11 protein-coding genes are annotated in these 18740 nt (G+C 71.1%); 7 read left to right on the top strand and 4 right to left on the bottom strand.

Translation table 11 applies throughout. From position 1 onward, the window contains the following. Positions 1–31: 31 nt before the first annotated feature. The 5 genes from hppD (at position 32) to dpgC (ending at position 6686) form a co-directional block, all read left to right on the top strand. Entirely contained in the window at positions 32–1051 is a 1020-nt protein-coding gene (gene hppD / locus IEZ19_RS09350) for a 4-hydroxyphenylpyruvate dioxygenase (protein WP_189310607.1), read from the top strand. Then, on the top strand, positions 1048–3474 hold the full coding sequence (locus tag IEZ19_RS09345; RefSeq protein WP_189310606.1) for an aminotransferase class I/II-fold pyridoxal phosphate-dependent enzyme: 2427 nt from the start codon (positions 1048–1050) through the stop codon (positions 3472–3474). The genes hppD and IEZ19_RS09345 overlap by 4 nt, the downstream gene beginning before the upstream one ends. A gap of 70 nt (positions 3475–3544) precedes the next feature. After that, complete coding sequence (gene dpgA / locus IEZ19_RS09340) at positions 3545–4714, top strand: 3,5-dihydroxyphenylacetyl-CoA synthase DpgA (protein WP_189310605.1); 1170 nt, start codon at positions 3545–3547, stop codon at positions 4712–4714. Beyond that, positions 4708–5391 (top strand): enoyl-CoA-hydratase DpgB, encoded by a 684-nt coding sequence (gene dpgB, locus IEZ19_RS09335; RefSeq protein WP_189310604.1) that lies wholly within the window; start codon positions 4708–4710, stop codon positions 5389–5391. The genes dpgA and dpgB overlap by 7 nt, the downstream gene beginning before the upstream one ends. After that, positions 5388–6686 (top strand): (3,5-dihydroxyphenyl)acetyl-CoA 1,2-dioxygenase DpgC, encoded by a 1299-nt coding sequence (gene dpgC / locus IEZ19_RS09330; RefSeq protein WP_308428938.1) that lies wholly within the window; start codon positions 5388–5390, stop codon positions 6684–6686. The genes dpgB and dpgC overlap by 4 nt, the downstream gene beginning before the upstream one ends. Before the next feature lie 130 nt (positions 6687–6816). Here the strand turns inward: dpgC and IEZ19_RS09325 are convergent, their stop codons facing one another. The 3 genes from IEZ19_RS09325 to IEZ19_RS09315 form a co-directional block, all read right to left on the bottom strand. Next, the gene (locus IEZ19_RS09325) at positions 6817–7089 is read right to left on the bottom strand and encodes an acyl carrier protein (RefSeq protein WP_189310603.1); all 273 of its coding nucleotides are present in this window, start codon (positions 7087–7089) and stop codon (positions 6817–6819) included. A gap of 69 nt (positions 7090–7158) precedes the next feature. Next, positions 7159–8883 (bottom strand): fatty acyl-AMP ligase, encoded by a 1725-nt coding sequence (locus IEZ19_RS09320; protein WP_189310602.1) that lies wholly within the window; start codon positions 8881–8883, stop codon positions 7159–7161. A gap of 105 nt (positions 8884–8988) precedes the next feature. Further along, complete coding sequence (locus tag IEZ19_RS09315) at positions 8989–10239, bottom strand: cytochrome P450 (protein WP_229840117.1); 1251 nt, start codon at positions 10237–10239, stop codon at positions 8989–8991. A gap of 288 nt (positions 10240–10527) precedes the next feature. On the opposite strand from IEZ19_RS09315, the gene IEZ19_RS09310 reads away from it, so the two are divergent. Both IEZ19_RS09310 and IEZ19_RS09305 read left to right on the top strand, forming a co-directional pair. Continuing rightward, positions 10528–16965 (top strand): non-ribosomal peptide synthetase, encoded by a 6438-nt coding sequence (locus tag IEZ19_RS09310; RefSeq protein ID WP_189310601.1) that lies wholly within the window; start codon positions 10528–10530, stop codon positions 16963–16965. A gap of 104 nt (positions 16966–17069) precedes the next feature. Then, positions 17070–17681: a tyrosine-type recombinase/integrase gene (locus IEZ19_RS09305; RefSeq protein WP_229840115.1), complete on the top strand. Its 612-nt coding sequence runs from the start codon at positions 17070–17072 to the stop codon at positions 17679–17681. Positions 17682–17869: 188 nt separating this feature from the next. Here the strand turns inward: IEZ19_RS09305 and IEZ19_RS09300 are convergent, their stop codons facing one another. Continuing rightward, on the bottom strand, positions 17870–18739 hold the full coding sequence (locus IEZ19_RS09300; RefSeq protein ID WP_189310599.1) for an acyl-CoA thioesterase: 870 nt from the start codon (positions 18737–18739) through the stop codon (positions 17870–17872). Between the last annotated feature and the right edge of the window lies 1 nt (position 18740).

The following is an 18740-nucleotide window of genomic DNA, read 5'->3' as shown; positions in this document are numbered from 1 at the left end:
AACAGTATTGAGCCCGCCCGGGAGGCAATACATGGCTGTGCATGACGTCGCATACGTCGAGCTGTATGCGAGCAAGAAGAAATCGGTCGTCGACTATTTCGTCTCGTCGATGGGGTTCCAACAGACCGCGGAGTTGGTGGGCGTCGACCGGAGTTCGGCACTGCTGCAGCAAGGCAGCGTGAAACTCGTGGTCACCACTGGGCCGGCCACTTGGGAGTTCCTCGGCACGCACGGGGACGGTATCGCCGATATCGCCCTGGCCTGTGACGACGTCGACCAGAGCGCGCAGTCGGCGATGGCCGCGGGAGCCGCGGTGACCGCTTCCACGAAGGACACCCGGACGGTCACCGGATTCGGCGGCGTCGTGCACACCCTCGTGTCCCGCACCCACGTCCCGGACCTGTTCGGCGGGCCCGGCTGGGCCGCGCTGCCGGACGTGTCGAGCGGACCGGTCACCGGCCGGATCCAGCTGCTCGACCACATCGCGGTCTGTGTGGAGGGCCGCTCGCTGGCCGCCTACGCCGACTTCTACAGCGACGCCTTCGGCATGTCCCGCTACTCCTCCGAGTACGTCGACGTCGGCGAGCACGCCATGGACTCCGTCGTGGTGCGCAGTGCCTCGGGCCGGGTCACCTTCACCCTCGTCGCCCCCGACCAGCAGAAGGGCACGGGTCAACTCGACGCCTTCCTCGAGCGGAACAGCGGCCCAGGGGTGCAACACCTGGCGTTCCTGGTGGAAAGCATCGTGCCCGCGGTCCACGAGTTCCGACGTCGGGGCGTGGAGTTCCTCGACGTGCCGGACAGCTACTACGACGGCCTGGCCGAACGCCTCCCGGCGCTGCGGACGGAGATCGACGTGCTGCGCTCGGCCCAGGTGCTGGCGGACCGCGATGAATGGGGCGATCTTCTACAGCTGTTCAGCCGCTCGCCCCACGAGCGCAACACGCTGTTCTACGAGCTGATTCAGCGCCGCGGCTCCCGAGGCTTCGGCGGCGGCAACATCCGCGCTCTGTACGAAGCGGTGGAGCGCGACCGGCTGGCCGTCGAATGAACGATGGTGACAACGGCGCGGGCGGCCCGTTGACCCTGGCCGACTACGCCGAGCTGGCCCGGCGGCGCCTGGACCCGGCAGTCTGGGACTTCGTGACCGGCGGCGCGGGCGATGAGCGCACGCTCGCCGACAACACGGCGGCCTTCGACCGCGTCCGGCTCCGCCCGCGCGTACTCTCCGCGGTGACGCGACCCGCCCTCAACACCCGGATCCTCGGCCGCACTTGGGCCGCGCCGCTGGGAGTCGCGCCCGTCGCCTACCACACGCTGGCCCATTCCGACGGGGAGGCGGCCACCGCCGCGGCGGCCGGCGCGGCCGGAGTCCCGCTCGTCGTCAGCACCTTCGCCGGACGTGCCTTCCACGACATCGCCGCCGCCGGCCCGGCCCCCCTCTGGCTGCAGCTCTACTGCTTCCGCGACCGTGGCGTGACCCGCGGGCTCATCGAGCGCGCGGCGGACGCGGGCTTCGAGGCGCTGGTCCTCACCGTCGACGCCCCCCGCCTCGGCCGGCGGCTGCGGGACGAGCGCAACGGCTTCCGGCTGCCGCCCGGGATCGCACCGGCCAACCTCGCCGGCACCGGCTTTTCCGCACCCGGCGAGCACGCACGGGAGGCGTTCGACCCGGCTCTCGACTGGACCGTCGTCGAGTGGCTGCGCACCGTCAGCCCGCTGCCCGTCCTGCTCAAGGGCATCCTGACCGCCGCCGACGCCCGCCTGGCAACGGAGTCGGAGGTGGACGGGATCATCGTCTCCAACCACGGCGGCCGCCAACTGGACGGAGCAGCAGCCACCTTGGACGTCCTGCCCGAGATCGCCGCGCAGGTCGCCGGTCGCTGCCCCGTGCTGCTGGACGGCGGCGTCCGGCGCGGCGGCGATGTCCTGGCCGCTCTCGCACTTGGCGCGGACGCGGTGCTGCTGGGCCGCCCCGTGCTGCACGGCCTGGCAGCGGCGGGGCGGGACGGTGTCGCGGACGTGCTCGGCATCGTGACGGAGGAACTGGCGGAAGCGATGACGCTCGCCGGCTGCCCCTCGGTTGCCGACGCCGGCCCCGAACTGGTCTCGGGGAGCGCCGTGCCCGTCGTGGAGACCGGCGGGCGTTCGGCCGCGACCGAGCGGTCGCACCCGCATGTCTCCGGGCTGCTCAAGGAGGAGTTGCACGGCAGCGTCTCCGACCCGGTGCTGGACACGATGAACTTCCTCAACGAGATCACCCACCGCTACCCCGACGCGATCTCGTTCGCCCCCGGCCGTCCGTACGACGGCTTCTTCGACTCCGAGCAGCTCTTCACGCACATCCGTCGCTACATGGACCACCTGGCCGCCGCCGGCAGATCTCCCGCGCAAGTGCGCGACGCACTCTTCCAGTACGGACCCACCAGCGGGATGATCCGCGATCTCGTCGCCGACTCGCTGCGCCTGGACGAGGGCATCGACGTGCCGGCCGAGTCCGTCGTCGTCACCGTGGGCTGCCAGGAGGCGATGCTGCTCGCCCTGCGTGCCCTGATCGCCGGCCCGGACGACGCCCTGCTCGTCTCCAGCCCGTGCTACGTGGGAATCACCGGCGCCGCACGCCTGCTCGACATCGAGGCGACCGCCGTCGAAGAGGGCGCCGACGGGTTCCGCTGCACGGCCCTCGAAGCGGCCATCAGGACCGAACGCGCCCGCGGCCGCCGCCCCCGCGCCTTCTACGTCATCCCCGACCACTCCAACCCGTCGGGCAGCGTCATGCCGGTGGACGAGCGGCACGAACTGCTGAAGCTCGCCGCCCGCGAGGACCTGCTCATCCTCGAGGACAGCCCCTACCGGCTGGTGAGCCCGGGGCGGCAACTGCCGACACTCAAGTCGCTCGATCGCGACCGGCGCGTGGTCCAGCTGGGTTCCTTCGCCAAGACGCTCCTGCCCGGCGCCCGGGTGGGCTACGCGGTCGCCGACCAGCTCGTCACGGATCCCTCGGGCGCTACCTGCCTGCTCGCCGACGAGCTCAGCCGGATCAAGAGCATGGTGACGGTCAACACCTCGGCGCTCAGCCAGGCCGTGATCGGCGGCATGCTCCTCGCCGGCGAGGGCGGCGTCACCAAGCACAACGCCGACACGGCGCGCCACTACGGAGAAGCCATGCAGGCCACCCTCAGAGCGCTCGACGCCTCGGTCACCGAAGCCGAACGGGAGGAACTGGGCGTGAGCTGGAACCGCCCCAGCGGCGGCTTCTTCCTCACCGTCACCGTCCCGTTCCCCGCCGACAACGCCGCACTCGCGCGCTCGGCCGAGGAGTTCGGCGTCATCTGGACGCCCATGTCGTACTTCTATCCGCAGGGCGGTGGGGAGCGCACGCTCCGGCTGTCCGTGAGCTACCTCTCCCACGCCGACATCCATGAGGGAACCGCTCGCCTCGCGCGGTTCATCAGGGCGGCGGCCTCGCACTGAAAGGACGACAAGTGCTCACTCCCGTACAACGCCTGCTCAGCAAACCCCGCATGTGGGGGTGGACCTTCCGATGACCGCCACGATCGCCCACCCGACCGGTGGCGTCCTGCCGGCTCCCGTGGAGCCCCAGCCGAAGCCCCTCGGCAACTTCAGCCGCATCGTCGGTGTCGGCACCGCCGTGACCGAGGCCTCCTACTCGCAGCGCGAACTGCTCGACCGCTTCCGGATCACGGATCCCAGGGTCCGCTCCGTGTTTCTCAACAGCGCCATCGAGCGGCGACACCTCACCCTGCCGCCCTCCGGCACGGACGAGCCCTTCCTCCAGGAATCCCAGGGCGAGTTGCTCGGCAAGCACAAGCAGCTCTGCCTCGACATGGGGGCGCGGGCCGTGCGCGCGTGTCTCGCGGACGCGGGCATCGACCTCGCCGATGTCGACTACCTGTGCTGCGTGACCACCACCGGATTCCTCACCCCCGGCCTCAGCGCGCTGCTCATCAAGGAGATGGGCATCGGCGCCGGATGCAGCCGCGTCGACGTGGTCGGGATGGGCTGCAACGCGGGCCTGAACGCCCTCAACGCCACCGCGGCCTGGTCCATGGCGCATCCCGGACAGGTCGCCGTCCAGCTCTGCGTCGAGGCATGCTCCGCCGCCTACGTCATGGATTCGACCATGCGCACCGCGGTCGTCAACAGCCTCTTCGGCGACGGAGCCGCCGCCATCGCCCTGTTCGCCGATCCACCCGACGCCGCCGGACCCATGCCCGGGGAACTGCCAGCGGACCGCGCGGGCTCCTCGGCGGGACCGCGCCTGCTCGGCTTCGCCAGCCACCTCATTCACGAGGCGATCGATGCCATGCGCTACGACTGGGACGACGCCGCGCACAAGTTCAGCTTCTACCTGGACCCGGACATCCCGTACGTGGTCGGAGCCCATGTGGAGCGCGTGGTGGACCGGCTCCTGAAGGACACGGGCCTGCGCCGCAGCAGCATCGCGCACTGGCTCGTGCACTCCGGCGGCAAGAAGGTCATCGACGCGGTCCGCATGAACCTCGGCCTCACCCGCGAGGACCTGCGGCACACCACCGGGGTGCTGCGCGACTACGGCAACCTGTCGAGCGGTTCATTTCTGTTCTCCTACGAGCGGCTGCTTCGCGAAGGCCGCGTCAGAGCGGGTGATTTCGGCGTGCTGATGACCATGGGACCCGGGTCCACGATCGAGACGGCGCTGGTCCAATGGTGACGGCGGAGCAGGTCCCGGAGGCGACGAGACTGCGGCTCGACGGCGGACGACCGCTGTCGCCCGAGGCCGTCGCGGCGGTCAGTGCCGTGTGCGACCGTGCCGAGGACACCGGCGGGAGCAGCCCGGTGATCGTCGAGTTGTCCGGCACCCCGAGCCGCGGGTGGACCGGTGAGCTGACCGTGGGACTGGTCAGCAAGTGGGAGCGGGCCCTGCGCCGGCTGGAGCGGCTGCCCACGGCGACGATCGCGGTGGCGGACGGCGACTGCGGCGGCCTCGCCCTCGACGCCCTGCTGGCCACCGACATCCGTATCGCCACCCCCTCACTGCGGTTGGCGCCTGCCATGGCCGACGGTGCCACCTGGCCCGGAATGGCGCTGCACCGGCTCGCTCAGCAGGCCACAGGCACCGCGGCCATCCGCCATACGGTGCTGTTCGGCACCCCGCTCGACGCCGTGCGGGCGCTGGAGCTGCACCTCGTCGACGAGGTGACGCTCGACACCGCGGCCGCGGTGTCGGCGGCCGTCGAACGCGCCGCGGGCTTCGCCGGAACGGAGCTGGCCAGCAGGCGACAGCTGCTGCTCGATGCCCACACCGTCCCGTTCGAGGAGGCGCTGGGAGCCCATCTGGCGGCCTGCGACCGGGAGTTGCGGCGGGCCTCGGCCGGGGCGGCGACGTGACGGGCACCGCGCCGGCGCCGGTGCGGCCGGCGCGTACGGGGGAGATGCGGGCGAACCTCCCCGATGCGCGCGCGGCGCTCGCGCGCGCGGCACAGCAGTCGGCCGCGACGCCCGCGGACCGGATGAGGGCGCTGCGCAGCGCCTTCCTCGACACGCATGCCGACGCCGTCTACGCCGAGCTCACCGCGGGCCGCACCCCCCGCCTGCGGCTGAGCGAGCTCGCCGCGGCGGCGGCAGACGCGTTCCCCGGGCTCGTCCCCACCACGGGCGAACTGGCCGCGGACCGCGCGCGGGCGCAGGCGCAGAAGGCGGGTCACGAGATCGACCTGGGCATCTTCTTCTGCCGGATCCTGCGCTCACCGCGCTCCGGCGGCCACCTGGTGGACGCCCTGCTGTACCCCACCGCACGGGCCCTGGAACTGCTGCCCGAGTTCACCGCCACCGGGCAGGCGGACCTCGGCTCCGTACGGCTGGAACGCCGCGAAGGGGTCGCCCGGCTGACGATGTGCCGCGACGACTGCCTGAACGCCGAGGACGACCGGCAGGTCGACGACATGGAGACCGCGGTCGACCTGGCCCTGCTCGACCCCGGGGTCGAACTCTGCCTGCTGCGTGGGGGAGAGATGACCCATCCCCGCTATGCGGGCAAGCGCGTGTTCAGCTCCGGGATCAACCTCAAGAGCCTGCACGCCGGGGACATCTCGCTCGACAACTTCCTGCTGCGCCGCGAGCTCGGGTATCTGCACAAGATCTGGCGCGGCGTCCGCGTCGACGACGGCGCGTCCTGGCACTCGCCCGCCCGGGCCAAGCCGTGGGTCGCGGCCGTCGACTCCTTCGCCATCGGCGGTGGCATGCAGGTGCTGCTGGTCGTGGACCATGTCCTCGCCGCCTCCGACGCCTACCTCAGCCTGCCCGCGGCGCAGGAGGGCATCGTCCCCGGAGTCGCCAACCTGCGGCTGCCCCGGTACACGGGGCCGCGGCTGGCCCGTCAGATCATCCTGGAGGGCCGCAGGATTCAGGCGACCGACCCGGAGGCCCGGCTCCTCGTGGACGAGGTGCACACACCGAACGAGCTGGACCGTGCCGTTGAGGACAGCCTCGACCGGCTGCGCGGGCCGGCTGTCGCCGCGAACCGGAAGATGCTGAACGCCGCCGACGAGGACGTCGACGTGTTTCGGCGCTATATGGCGGAGTTCGCGCTGGAGCAGTCGATGCGCACGCACAGCGCGGATGTGGTCGACAAGGTCGGCCGTTTCTCCGCCCGGGCGCGTCCGCCGCGTCCGTCACGTCATTAGGGAAGGCGCCGAGGTGATTTCGGCCTGGGGACCGTGATTGCGGCCTCCAGGCCGGCTGCTCTGCCGAACGGCCCTGCCCCGGTATTGAATCCGGGGCAGGGCCGTTCGGCATTGCGGATGCCGCCACACTTTATCGAGCGCGTGCGGCCAGTTGGTCGACCAGTGACTCGGCGAGGGAGGCCGCGGTGGGAAACTCCCAGAGGGCGTTGGGGTCGATCTCAAATCCCACGTGGTCTTCGACCGTGGCGAGAAGGGTGATGGCCTTGATGGAATCCAGGCCGTAGGAGGACATGGGTTCGGTCGGGTCGACGGCCGCCGGCGGCAGCCCCAGCTCCTCGGCGAGCTGGGCGCAGAGCCACCCCTGGAGTTCGGTGTAGAGCTCGTCGGCTCTGGCGTTCGGCATGTGAGTCCTCCGGGTGAGTGAACCGGTGCGTCGTGGCTCCGTGGGCTTCGCGAGCAAGGCCGCGGGACGCTAATGGGGATCCTGGTAGAGGGGGGTCAGCAGACCCTGGTGGAAGAGGTCCCGCATCGCCGCGCGGCGCACCTTGCCGCTCGTGGTGCGCAGGACGCTGCCGGGCTTGAGCAGAGCCACGCTGTCGACGCTGATGCCGAACTCGCGCCCCACGGTGTGCCGGATGCCGGCTGCCAGGGCGGCCAGCCCCTCGTGCTGCACGCGGCGCACCTCGTGCGTGACGACGACCATGGAGTCGTCGCCCTGGGCGTAGCCAGGACCGCCGAAAACGACGCCGACGTTGCCCAACTCGGGGTGCTGGGCTCGGAGTTCCTGCTCCACGTCCTGCGGGTAGATGTTGCGCCCATGCGCGATGATCACGTCCTTGAGCCGTCCGTGTACGTAGAGCTCACCGTCGTGCAGCACGCCGATGTCGCCGGTGCGGAGGTAGCCGCCGTCGCCGTCCGCGGTGGCGGCGTCGAAGGTCTCCGCGTTGTCGTCCCGCTGCCAGTAGCCGGGGGAGATGCTGCGGCCGCGCAGCCAGATCTCTCCCAGGGAACTCTCCGGGAGCACCTCCCGGGACGTCGGGTCGACGATGCGGATCTCCGCCGCGGGGGTGGGGATGCCGCAGCTGACGATCTCGCGCGTCTGGGCCGCTGAGGCGGCGGGGGTGAACGTGCCTTGCGCGAGCGCGTCGAGGTCCACCTTGCGGGTCACGGGGGGCCGGCCCGGGTGCCCGGAGACGAACACGGTCGCCTCGGCGAGGCCGTAGACGGGAACCAGGGACTCCGGGCGGAATCCCGAGGCCGCGAACTTCGCGGTGAAGCCGTTGAGGATGTCAGGAGCGATGGGCTCCGAGCCGCATCCGGCCAGGTCCCAGCGGGACAGGTCGAGTTCGGCCGTCTGCTCCTCGCTGACCTTTCGGGTGCACAGCTCGAAGGCGAAGTTGGGAGCGAACGAAACCGTCATGTTCTCCTGCTCGATCAGCTTCAGCCAGCGCAGGGGACGGCGGATGAACGCCAGCGGGTCCATCAGCACGCTTCGGTCGCCGCGCAGCAGCGGCCAGAGGAAGAGGTTGAGCCCCATGTCGTGGTACAGCGGCAGCCAGCCGCCGCCCGAAGGCCCGCGCCACTGGAGCGCTCGCATGCCCTCGCCGCCGTTGTACAGCAGATGGTCGTGGTGGATGACCGCGCCCTTGGGGGTGCCGGTCGATCCGGACGTGTACTGCAGCAGGGCCGTCGTCGACCGGTCCAGCCGTGGGGGCGCCCAGGTCTGCGGATCGCCGAATCCGGGTTCGTCGCCGGCGGCGGTGCGGATCGTGGTGACCCCCATGTCCCGCATCCACGTGTGGACCTCGGCCAGGTCCCGGGACGTGGTCAGCGCCGCGGCGGCGCCGGAGTCGGCAGCGACCGCGGCAAGTCGCTTGCGGTGGTGCGGATGGCGGCCCGGAAGCGGCGCCGGGACAGCGATCATCCCCGCGTAGAGGCAGCCGAAGAAGGCCGCGGCGAACTCGAGTCCGTTGGGGTGGAGCAGGAGCACGCGGGAGCCTGCGGGGACGTTCTCCTGCAGCCACGCGGCGCGGCTGCGCGCCTCCTCGTCGAGCCGGGCGTACGACCAGCGCACGAGGCCGCCGGTGAGGTCGTCGGGGTCGGCGAGGAACGCGACCGCCTCGGCGGTCGGTCGGTCCTCCACCCGCGCACGGAACAGCGTCACCAAATCGGGTGCGTCGGCCAGGGATTGCCACATGGGTTTGTCCTCCGCGACTGACTGGGATCGGGACCGTGACGGACAGGTCCTCAAGGGGCTCGAGTTGGTTCTGGGGGTCGGTTCTCGACGTGCGTGATCGGAACGTCAACCGGCGTGGACGCCGTCGAAGTCGACCTGGAGGCGCGAAGGACCGCGCAGGTTCAGATTGCGTTTGTAGCTGACGCCGCCGTCCCGAAGCCGCGGCCGGATCAGGAAGGTGCTGAAGAGTTCGAGGGCGATGGCGACTTCCAGGCGCGCCAGGCCGGCGCCGAGGCAGAAGTGCGCGCCCGCCGAGAACGCCAAATGGGCGGGGGCGGCGGGACGTTCGATGTCGAACCGGTCCGGGTCGCGATACACGTCGGGATCCCGGTTGGCGGCCCCCAGCAGGAACAGCACCGTGTCGCCCGGTCGGACCTCGGCGTCGCCGAGCGTGCCGTGCCGACGGGCCACCCGGGTGGTCATCTGCACGGGCGCGTCATAGCGCAGCACCTCTTCGACGACCGCCGGCGCCAGCGTGGGGTCGGCCCGCAGCCGGTCGAGCTGCCCGGGATGGCGCAGCAGGGCGAGGATCGCGTTGCCGATCAGGTTCACGGTCGTCTCGTGACCCGCGTTGAGCAGGAGTACGCAGGTTGCCAGGACGTCGTCGTCATCGAGACGGTGCCCGTCCTCCTCGACCTGCAGCAGGTGCGAGATGAGGTCCTGCCTGGGCGCGCTCCGGCGCTCCTCGATCAGGCGCCGGAAGTAGTGGACGAATCCCGCGCGGGCCCGCGCGGCCTCCGGCGTCATCCGGCCGGTGGTGCCCAGCGGCGGATCCAACGCCGTCGCCAGCTCGGACGACCACTCCTGCAGGAGCTGGCGATCCTCGAACGGGACGCCCAGCAGCTCGCAGATGACCCGCAGCGGCAGCGCATAGGCGAGGTCGTCGACGACTTCGAGCGTGCCGGCCTCCGCGGCGGCCCGGAACAGGTCCGTCGCGATCTCGCGGATCCACGGCGCCATGCCGTCGACCTTCCGCCGCGTGAACGCGCCGGTCACCAGTCGGCGGTAGCGGGTGTGCTCCGGCGGGTCGAGGTGGAGGAAGTTCCGTGTCCGCGGCCCGCGTGGCGTGGGGGAGAGCGGAGCCCGGTCCCGGGCCGCGCTCATCGTCTGGTCACGGAGCAGAGCCGAGCACTGGTCGTGGCGCCCCACGACGAGGAGCCCGTCGAAGGGCGTGTAGGGCGAGCGCCGGCGCAGCTTCTCCAGGGAGGGGTACGGGTCCTCCCGGTTGCCCGGATCGGTCAGGTCGGCGATCTCCCCCGGCAGCGGAGGCCGGCCCGGCAGTGCCGAATCCCCATTTCCACCGGCGGTTCCGACCATCACAGAATCCATTCTCATCGAAGTCGACGATCGCCGACAGTACCGGTGTGCCGGAAACTCGGGAATATCGTCCGCCGGCGTTCAACCGCCGAAATTCCGCAGTTGAACGGAGGGGGCCGCAACTGAACGGTGCGGACGACCATTTGACGTGCAATCGGCGACTGGTCAGGATGACGAACTGAAATGATCCGGAACACCGCTGTGGCCGAGGCTCATTCATCCTCCGAAAGGGAACGGACCGTGTCAATTGCGCTAGTCGGTTCCGGCGGAGATTCCGATGAGGACGTCGTGCTCGAAGAGTTGACCTCGGCTCAGCTCGGCATCTGGTACGCCCAGCAGATTGCACCCGATGACGCCCCGTACAACATTGCCGAATGTCTCGAGGTCGACGGAGACGTGGATCCGGACGTCTTCGTCCGCGCCGTGCGGCAGGTGCTGGCCGACGTCGACGCCTACCGGCTGCGTTTCCGGACGGTGGGCGGGCAGCCGCGGTGCTACGTCGACGTGAGCGCCGATGTCCCCGTCACCGTGGTCGACGTCAGCGCCGAGCCCGACCCGAGGGCCGCCGCGGAACGGTGGATGCGGGCGGAGCTGCGCCGGCCGGTCGATCTCACGGGCGAGGGCCCCTTGTTCGCCTGCGCTGTCCTCTCCCTGGGAGAGGGCCACCTGCTCTGGTACCATCGCGCCCACCACCTGATCATGGACGCGCACAGCGGCGCGTTGATCGTCGGCCGGGTGGCCGCGGCGTACTCCGCGCTGTCTTCGGGCGCCGACCCTCGCGAAGCCGACGCGTTCGAGCCGTTCTCGGCGTTGGTGGAGGCGGACCGGGACTACCGGATGTCCCCGGCCCTCGACGCGGACCGGGAGTTCTGGCTCGACGCCCTGGACGGCCTGCAGGACCGGGCCGCCCCGGCCGGACGGGACGGGCGGGCGGGATCGGGGAGGCCGGCGCGTGCGAGCGCCGAACTCGACCCGGAGCGCGGCGCCGAACTCAGGGACGCCGCCCGCCGCTTGAAGACGAGCTTCGCCGTCCTCGTCATCGCGGCGGCCGCCGTCCACGAGCATCGGACCACCGGGGCCCGCGACATCGTTCTCGGGGTGTCCGTGCCCGGCCGCGCCGGACGGCGTGAACAGCTCGCCCCGGGCATGACCGCGAACGTCATGCCGGTGCGTCTTGAGGTCACGCCCGACACGACGGTCGCCGGGATCGTCCGCCGCGCCGGACGGGCGGTCGGCCGAGGGCTGCGGCACCACCGGTACCGCTACGCGGACATGATCCGAGACCTCCACATCGGCGACGGAGCCGCGCTGTGCGGGCTGATCGTCGACGTCATGAGCTTCGGCTACCCGGCTCGGTTCGGCGCTGCGGAGGCGAGCGTCCGCAACCTCACCCAAGGACCGGCCACGGACCGGCGGTTGGCGGTCTACGACCGCTCGCCCCGGGCGCCGATGCAGATCGACGTGGACGTCGACCGCGGCCGGAACGGGCCGAGTGCCGCCGGCGATCTGCTGCGCCGCTTTTGCCTGATCATGGACTGGATGGTGACGGCCGCGCCGCAGGACCCGGTCGGCGCCGCGGAGATCCTCGACGAGGACGAGTGGTTCCAGGTCGTGCGCGGCTGGAACGACACCGCGGCCGAGTTGCCGCGGGTGACTGTGCCGCAGCTGATCGACGCGCAGGCGGCGCGTACACCGGACGCCATCGCGATCGTCTCGGCCGGCGGTGCCCTGACGTACGCGGAGCTGGACGCCCGCGCCGAACGGCTCGCTCGCCACCTGACCCGGTCGGGGCTGGGGCCGGAGTCGGTGATCGGGCTCTGCCTGCCGCCGGGCCCAGAGATGATCGCGGCGATTCTGGGCGTCTGGCGGGCGGGCGCCGCCTACCTGCCCATCGACCCGCAACAGCCGGTCGAGCGGACCGCGTTCGAGCTCGCCGATGCCCGAGCCGCCCTGCTCGTGTCCACCGACGAGCTCCTCGGGGACCTGCCGGCAGGACGGCTGCGCACCGTCTCGGTGCACGACCTGCCCGACCCCGGCGCCCCCGCTCCCGCGACCGTGCCGGAATCGGGCGGTCTCGCGTACGTCATCTACACCTCTGGCTCGACCGGTACCCCCAAGGGCGTCGCCGTGACGCACCGCTCCCTGGCGAACTACGTGGCATCGGTGCGGGATCGGCTCGACCTCGACGGCGACGGTGCCCGGTATGCGGTGCTGCAGCCGCAGGTGACCGACCTCGGATACACGATGGTGCTCTGCTCGCTGGCCCTCGGCGGGGAACTGCACGTCCTCGACCCCGACACCGTGCTCGATCCGGCCGCGGTCTCCGGCTATCTCACCGACCACCGGATCGACTACCTCAAGGCCGTTCCCTCGCACCTGGCGGCGCTCTCGGCGACGGCGGGACCCGAGGGCGTGTTGCCGGCGCGCTCCCTGGTGCTCGGCGGCGAGGCGGCGTCGCCGGACTGGCTCCGCGCCGTGCTGGACGCGGCCGGGGAGCGAGGGGTGTACAACCACTACGGCCCCACCGAGACCACCATCGGAGTCGCCACCACCCGGCTGTCCCTCGCCGACCTCGCGGACGGCGACGTCCCGATCGGCGCGCCCATCGACGGCGCACGGTTCTACGTCCTCGACGGTTCGCTGCGCCCGGTACCGGTGGGAGTGACCGGTGAGCTGTACGTCGCGGGCGACGCGCTGGCACGCGGCTACGTGAACAGGCCCGGGCCGACCGCCGAGCGGTTCGTGGCCTGCCCGTTCGAGGGCGGGACACGGATGTACTGGACCGGGGACCGGGCCCGCTGGATCGGCGACGGACGTCTGGTGTTCGCGGGGCGCGTGGACGACCAGGTCAAGATCCGGGGCTTCCGGATCGAACCCGGCGAGATCGAGGGCGCGCTCGCCACCCATCCCGAAGTGGCCTGGGCGGTCGTCGTCGTCCGGCAGCAGGGGGCGGACGGCGAGCAGGGCGAGCCCGGCCGGGCGGAACTGGTCGCCTACGTCGTCCCCCACGACCCGATGGCCGAGGACGGTCTCGTGGACCGGCTGCGGGAACACCTGGTGGGCCGGCTGCCCGGCCACATGGTCCCCGCCGCGGTCGTCGTGCTCGGTGAACTGCCGCTGACCGGGAACGGGAAGCTGGACCGCAAGGCCCTGCCGGCGCCGGGCCGGGTGCCGGGCGCGGGCCGTGCACCGGTGAGCGCGCAGGAGGAACTCCTCTGCGAGGCGTTCGCCCGCGTGTTCGGCCGGGAAGTGGTCGGACCGGACGAGGACTTCTTCGCTCTCGGCGGCAACTCGCTCCTGGCCGTGGCCCTGGTGGAGGAGCTGCGGACGCGCGGGGTTTCCGTGTCGGTACGCGCCCTGTTCCTCACCCCGACCCCGGCGCGGCTGGCCGTGGTCTCCGGGCCGGAGCCGGTGGCGGTGCCGGCGAACCGGATACCCGAGGGCGCGACCGAGATCACCCCCGGCATGCTGCCGCTCGTCGAGCTGGATGAGGCGGAGCTCGCGCGTGTGCTGGCCCAGGTCGAGGGCGGGGCGGCCAACGTCGCGGACGTGTACCCCCTGGCGCCCTTGCAGGAAGGCATCTTTTTCCACCATTTGGCGCGGGCCGAGGGCGACCCCGACATCTACCTGCGGTCGGCGGTGCTGGAGTTCGACTCGCAAGAGCGACGTGACGGGTTCTTCGCCGCGCTGCAGCAAGTGATGGACCGCCACGACATCTACCGCACCGCGTTCGTCTCGGACGGTCTGCGCGAGCCGGTCCAGGTCGTCGCGCGCCGGGTCGTGCTTCCCGTCGAGCAGGTCGTGCGAGACCCCCGCCAGGACCCGGTGGAGCAGTTGCTGGCCGCGGCCGGGTCGTGGATGGAGCTGGATCGGGCCCCGTTGCTGAGGGCGCACGTCCTCACCGAGCCGGCCGACGGGTGCTGGCCGGCCGTGCTGCGCATCCATCACCTGGTGCAGGACCTCACGACGCTGCGGGTCCTCATCCAGGAGATCCGCGCGTTCACGGCGGGGCGGGGCGAACGGCTGCCTGCGCCGCTGCCCTACCGGAACTTCGTGGCTCAGGCGCGCCTCGGCACGCCCGCCGCGGAGCACGAACGCTACTTCGCCGGCCTGCTCCGTGACGTCGCGGAGACCACCGCTCCTTTCGGGCTGCTGGACGTGCACGGCGACGGCGCCGCGGTGCTGCGCGCGGGCGGACCGGTCGACGACCGGCTCAACGGTCGGATCCGCGACCTGGCGTCGAAGTGCGCGGTGAGCCCGGCGACGATCTTCCACCTGGCCTGGGCCCGCGTGCTCGCGGCCGAGTCGGGGAGCGACGACGTCGTGTTCGGCACGGTGCTGGCCGGCCGGATGAACGCGGGGGCCGGCGCCGACCGGGTGCCCGGCCTGTTCCTCAACACCCTGCCGTTGCGCCTGGGTGTCGACGGGCGTGGTGTGGCCGATGCGCTGGCCGGGCTGCGGCGTCAGCTGGCCGAGCTCCTGGAGCACGAGCAGGCGCCGCTGGCGCTTGCCCAGAAGGCCAGTGCCGTGCCACCCCGCAAGCCGCTGTTCACCTCCATCGTCAACTACCGGCGCGATCCGTCCGCCGACGAGTCCGACCTCGGTCTCGAAGGAGTCAGGCTGCGCTCCGCCAGGGAACGCACCAACTACCCGGTGACGCTGATCATCCGGGACACCGGGTCCGCCTTCGATGTCACGGTCGACGCGCTGGTGCCCGCCGACGCCACCCGGATCTGCGCGCTGCTGACCACCTGTCTGGACAACCTGGTCACGGCCCTGGCCGACGCCCCCGGTACTCCGTTCGTCGCCGTGGACGTCCTCGCCCCCGCCGAACGCCGACAGCTCCTCGACGAGTTGAACCGGACCGCGGCGCCGGTGTCGGACGGGACGGCGTCGGTCCTGTCGGTGCCGGGGCTGTTCGCCGCACAGGCGGCGCGCACTCCGGAGCACGTCGCCCTGGTCTGCTCGGGCGCCGAGATCGGTTACCGCGAGCTGCAGGCACGATCCACTCGGCTGGCCCGCCAACTGCGTGACCTCGGCGTCGGAGCCGAGTCGGTGGTGGGCCTGTGCCTGCCGCGTGGCATCGAGATGGTGACCGCGATCCTCGCCGTGTGGGAGGCCGGGGGCGCCTACCTGCCCCTGGACCCGGCCCAACCAGTGGCCAGAACCGCCTACATGCTCGCCGACAGCCGGGCATCGGTGGTGGTCGGCACCGCCGAGGTCCTCGACGACATGCCGGCAACGGGCAGGGCCCGCATGGTCGCCCTGGACGACCCCGTGGTGGTGGCGGCATTGGAGGCGCAGCCCACAACAGCTCTCGACATAGGCACGCAGCCCGGCTGCCCGGCGTACGTGATCTACACCTCCGGATCCACCGGTCGGCCGAAAGGGGTCGTGGTCACCCACGGGAACCTGGCTAACTACGTGCTCCACGCGCCGCGGCGCGTGGGATTCGGATCCGTCGGCGCCCGGTACGCGCTGCTGCAGCCCGCCGTGACGGACCTGGGGAACACCGTGATGTTCGCCAGCCTGACCACCGGCGGTGAGCTGCATGTGCTGGACGCCGAGGCGGCGACCGACCCGGTCGCGGTCGCCGGGTATCTGGCCAGGCACGGGATCGACTTCGTGAAGGTGGTGCCCTCGCATCTGGCGGCGCTGGGCGCCAACGGGGACCTGAGCTGGCTCCTGCCGCGGTGCGCGCTGGTGCTGGGCGGCGAGGCGGCCGCCCCCAGTTGGGTCGAGCAACTACTCAAGGCGGCCGGAGACCTGCCGGTGTTCAATCACTACGGCCCCACGGAGGCCACGATCGGCGTCGTCACGGGACGGCTCGACCGCGCACCCGTGATCGCCGGCATGGTACCGATCGGAACGCCGGTCGCCAACACGGCGGTGCACGTGCTCGACGACGCGCTGCGGCCGGTGCCCACGGGGGTGGCGGGGGAGCTGTACGTGGCCGGGGCGCAGGTGGCACGCGGTTATGCGGGCCGGCCCGGTCTGACCGCCGAACGCTTCGTGGCCAGCCCGTTCGACGACGGGACACGGATGTACCGCACCGGGGACCGCGCCCGCTGGTCCGACGGCGGATTCCTGGAGTACCTGGGGCGGGCGGACGAGCAGGTCAAGATTCGCGGCTTCCGGGTGGAACCCGGCGAGGTCCAGGCCGTGTTGGCGCGACACCCCGCCGTGACGCAGGCCGCGGTGATCGCCCGAGAGGATACGCGGGGCGACAAGCACCTGACCGCGTACGTCGTGCTGGAGGACCAGAGTGCCGACGGCTCCAGTGCTCTCACCGAGGCAGTGCGGCGGTTCGCTCAGGAGAACCTGCCTCGGCACATGGTGCCCACCGCGGTGGTACCGCTCGGTGCCCTCCCACTGACCGGCAACGGAAAGCTCGATCGTGGTGCGTTGCCGGAGCCGGACCCGGCGGCGGCCGCGGGCGCCGGACCGCAACCGGCCAATGAGCGGGAGGAGGCACTGTGCGGGGCGTTCGCGGAGATCCTCGGAATCCCAGCGGTCGGCGTGCAGGACGACTTCTTCGTCCTCGGCGGGCACTCGCTCCTCGCGACCCAGCTGGTCAGCCGGGTGCGGGTGGTGCTGGGCGAGGAACTCCCGATCCACGAGCTGTTCGACAAGCCCACCCCCGCCGCCCTCGCCGCCTGGCTGGCGACTCGGGCCGACGACCAAAAGCAGACCAGGCCGCGGCTGCGGCCGATGCGCGCGCGGTAGGCGACCGAGGCATCGCCCAGGTGCGCATGCGGTTGGTTCCGGAGGAAATCTTGACCGCTGTCACTTACGTCGGCACCTGGGCGCACGGGCGAGGGCGACTCCTCATGGCGTTCTTCGCCACCTTGTACTTCGGGGCTCTGCGGCCGGAAGAGGCGGTCGAGCTGAGACTTCAGGATTGCCAGCACCCGAAGAAGGGGCCGGGCCTCCTCACGTTGCACCAGACCAGCACACGTGCCGGCTCCGCTTGGACGGATGACGGGCGAAAGCATGAGCAGCGAGGGCTCAAGCACCGGGCTCGCGGCGACGTACGTCTGGTACCGGTGTCCCCTGAACTGGTGCGGATACTGCGGGCGTACGTCGACGAGTTCGGGACGGCGGAGGACGGTCGGCTCTTCCGCAGCCCGAGCGGAGGGCGGTTGGACTCCACGCGTTACCTCGATGTCTGGCACAAGGCGCGGCACATTGCCTTCCCGCCGCATCTCGTGGACTCCCTCCTCGCGAGGAGGCCGTACGACCTGCGTCATGCCGCGGTCTCCCTGTGGCTGAACTCTGGTGTCCCCGCCGCCGAGGTGGCCGAGATGGCGGGCCACAGCGTCGCGATCTTGATGGACACGTACTACAAGTGCATCCACGGCCAGCGGGAGCAGATGGTGCAGCGCATCATCGATGCTCTCGGTGAAGATCGGGAAGGCGGGACGTCAGGCGAAGTGGACTAGACCACGCGCCATATCTGGCACACTATTGGCACACTCGTTGTGGGGTACAACGAAACGCGACGAGACGCGGTGGGGTGCAACTCGGACCACGCTTCCTGTTTCGTTCTCGTCAAGAACGACCTGACGGCCGGCCCACGGAGCGTCCCACGACGCGAAGCGGGCCGGCCGACGATCGGTGAAACCGCAGGTCAGTCCAGCTTGCGGAACAATCCCTCCTGCACCACGGACACGATCAGCTGCCCCTCGCGGTTGTAGATGCGGCCCCGGGCAAGGCCGCGCCCGCCCGTCGCGATCGGCGACTCCTGGTCGTACAGGAACCACTCGTCCGCGCGGAACGGGCGGTGGAACCACATGGCGTGATCCAGCGAGGCCATGTCGAAGTTCCGCGGACCCCACAGGGGTTCGACGGGCAGGCGCACCGCGTCGAGCAACGTCATGTCACTGGCGTAGGTGAGCGCGCAGGTGTGCACCAGCGGGTCGTCGCCCAGCGGGCCCACAGCTCGCATCCATACAGCGCTGCGGGGCTCGGCGCTCTCGATCTCGTCGGCGGTCCACCGCAGTCGGTCGACGTAACGGATGTCGAAGGGCTGGCGGCGCGCCATCCGCTCCCACTGCTCGGGCAGCTTGCCCAGGTGTTTGCGGATCTCCTCCGTGATCGTCGGCACGGACTCCGGGTCCGGCACCTCGCGGGCCGGCGGCAGCTGGTGCTCGAACGGTCCTTCCTCAGGCTTGTGAAAGGAGGCGGTCAGATTGAATATCGTGCGACCCTGCTGCACGGCGGTGACCCGGCGGGTGGTGAACGACCGCCCGTCCCTGATCCGCTCCACCTGGTACACGATCGGCACGCCCGGCCGGCCCGGGCGCAGGAAGTACGCGTGCAGCGAGTGCACCGGGCGGTCGCCCTCCGTGGTGCGTCCGGCGGCGACCAGCGCCTGGCCGGCCACCTGGCCGCCGAAGACCCGTTGCAGGGACTCCTGCGGGCTGCGGCCACGAAATATGTTGACTTCGATCTGCTCCAGGTCGAGCAGGTCCACGAGCCGGTCGGCCGGGTTCGTCATG

Source organism: Streptomyces brasiliensis, from assembly GCF_014647875.1.
GTDB lineage: Bacteria > Actinomycetota > Actinomycetes > Streptomycetales > Streptomycetaceae > Streptomyces > Streptomyces brasiliensis.
This window is presented reverse-complemented; position numbering and strand designations above follow the sequence as displayed.

What these genes read in the sequence shown, in the direction of transcription:
- hppD (WP_189310607.1), top strand. Translation starts at nt 32, where the DNA reads ATGGCTGTGCATGACGTCGCATACGTCGAGCTGTATGCGAGCAAGAAG.
- dpgB (WP_189310604.1), top strand. Translation starts at nt 4,708, where the DNA reads ATGGTGACGGCGGAGCAGGTCCCGGAGGCGACGAGACTGCGGCTCGAC.
- IEZ19_RS09320 (WP_189310602.1), bottom strand. Translation starts at nt 8,883, where the DNA reads ATGTGGCAATCCCTGGCCGACGCACCCGATTTGGTGACGCTGTTCCGT.
- dpgA (WP_189310605.1), top strand. Translation starts at nt 3,545, where the DNA reads ATGACCGCCACGATCGCCCACCCGACCGGTGGCGTCCTGCCGGCTCCC.
- IEZ19_RS09345 (WP_189310606.1), top strand. Translation starts at nt 1,048, where the DNA reads ATGAACGATGGTGACAACGGCGCGGGCGGCCCGTTGACCCTGGCCGAC.
- IEZ19_RS09300 (WP_189310599.1), bottom strand. Translation starts at nt 18,739, where the DNA reads ATGACGAACCCGGCCGACCGGCTCGTGGACCTGCTCGACCTGGAGCAG.
- IEZ19_RS09325 (WP_189310603.1), bottom strand. Translation starts at nt 7,089, where the DNA reads ATGCCGAACGCCAGAGCCGACGAGCTCTACACCGAACTCCAGGGGTGG.
- IEZ19_RS09305 (WP_229840115.1), top strand. Translation starts at nt 17,070, where the DNA reads ATGGCGTTCTTCGCCACCTTGTACTTCGGGGCTCTGCGGCCGGAAGAG.
- IEZ19_RS09315 (WP_229840117.1), bottom strand. Translation starts at nt 10,239, where the DNA reads ATGGTCGGAACCGCCGGTGGAAATGGGGATTCGGCACTGCCGGGCCGG.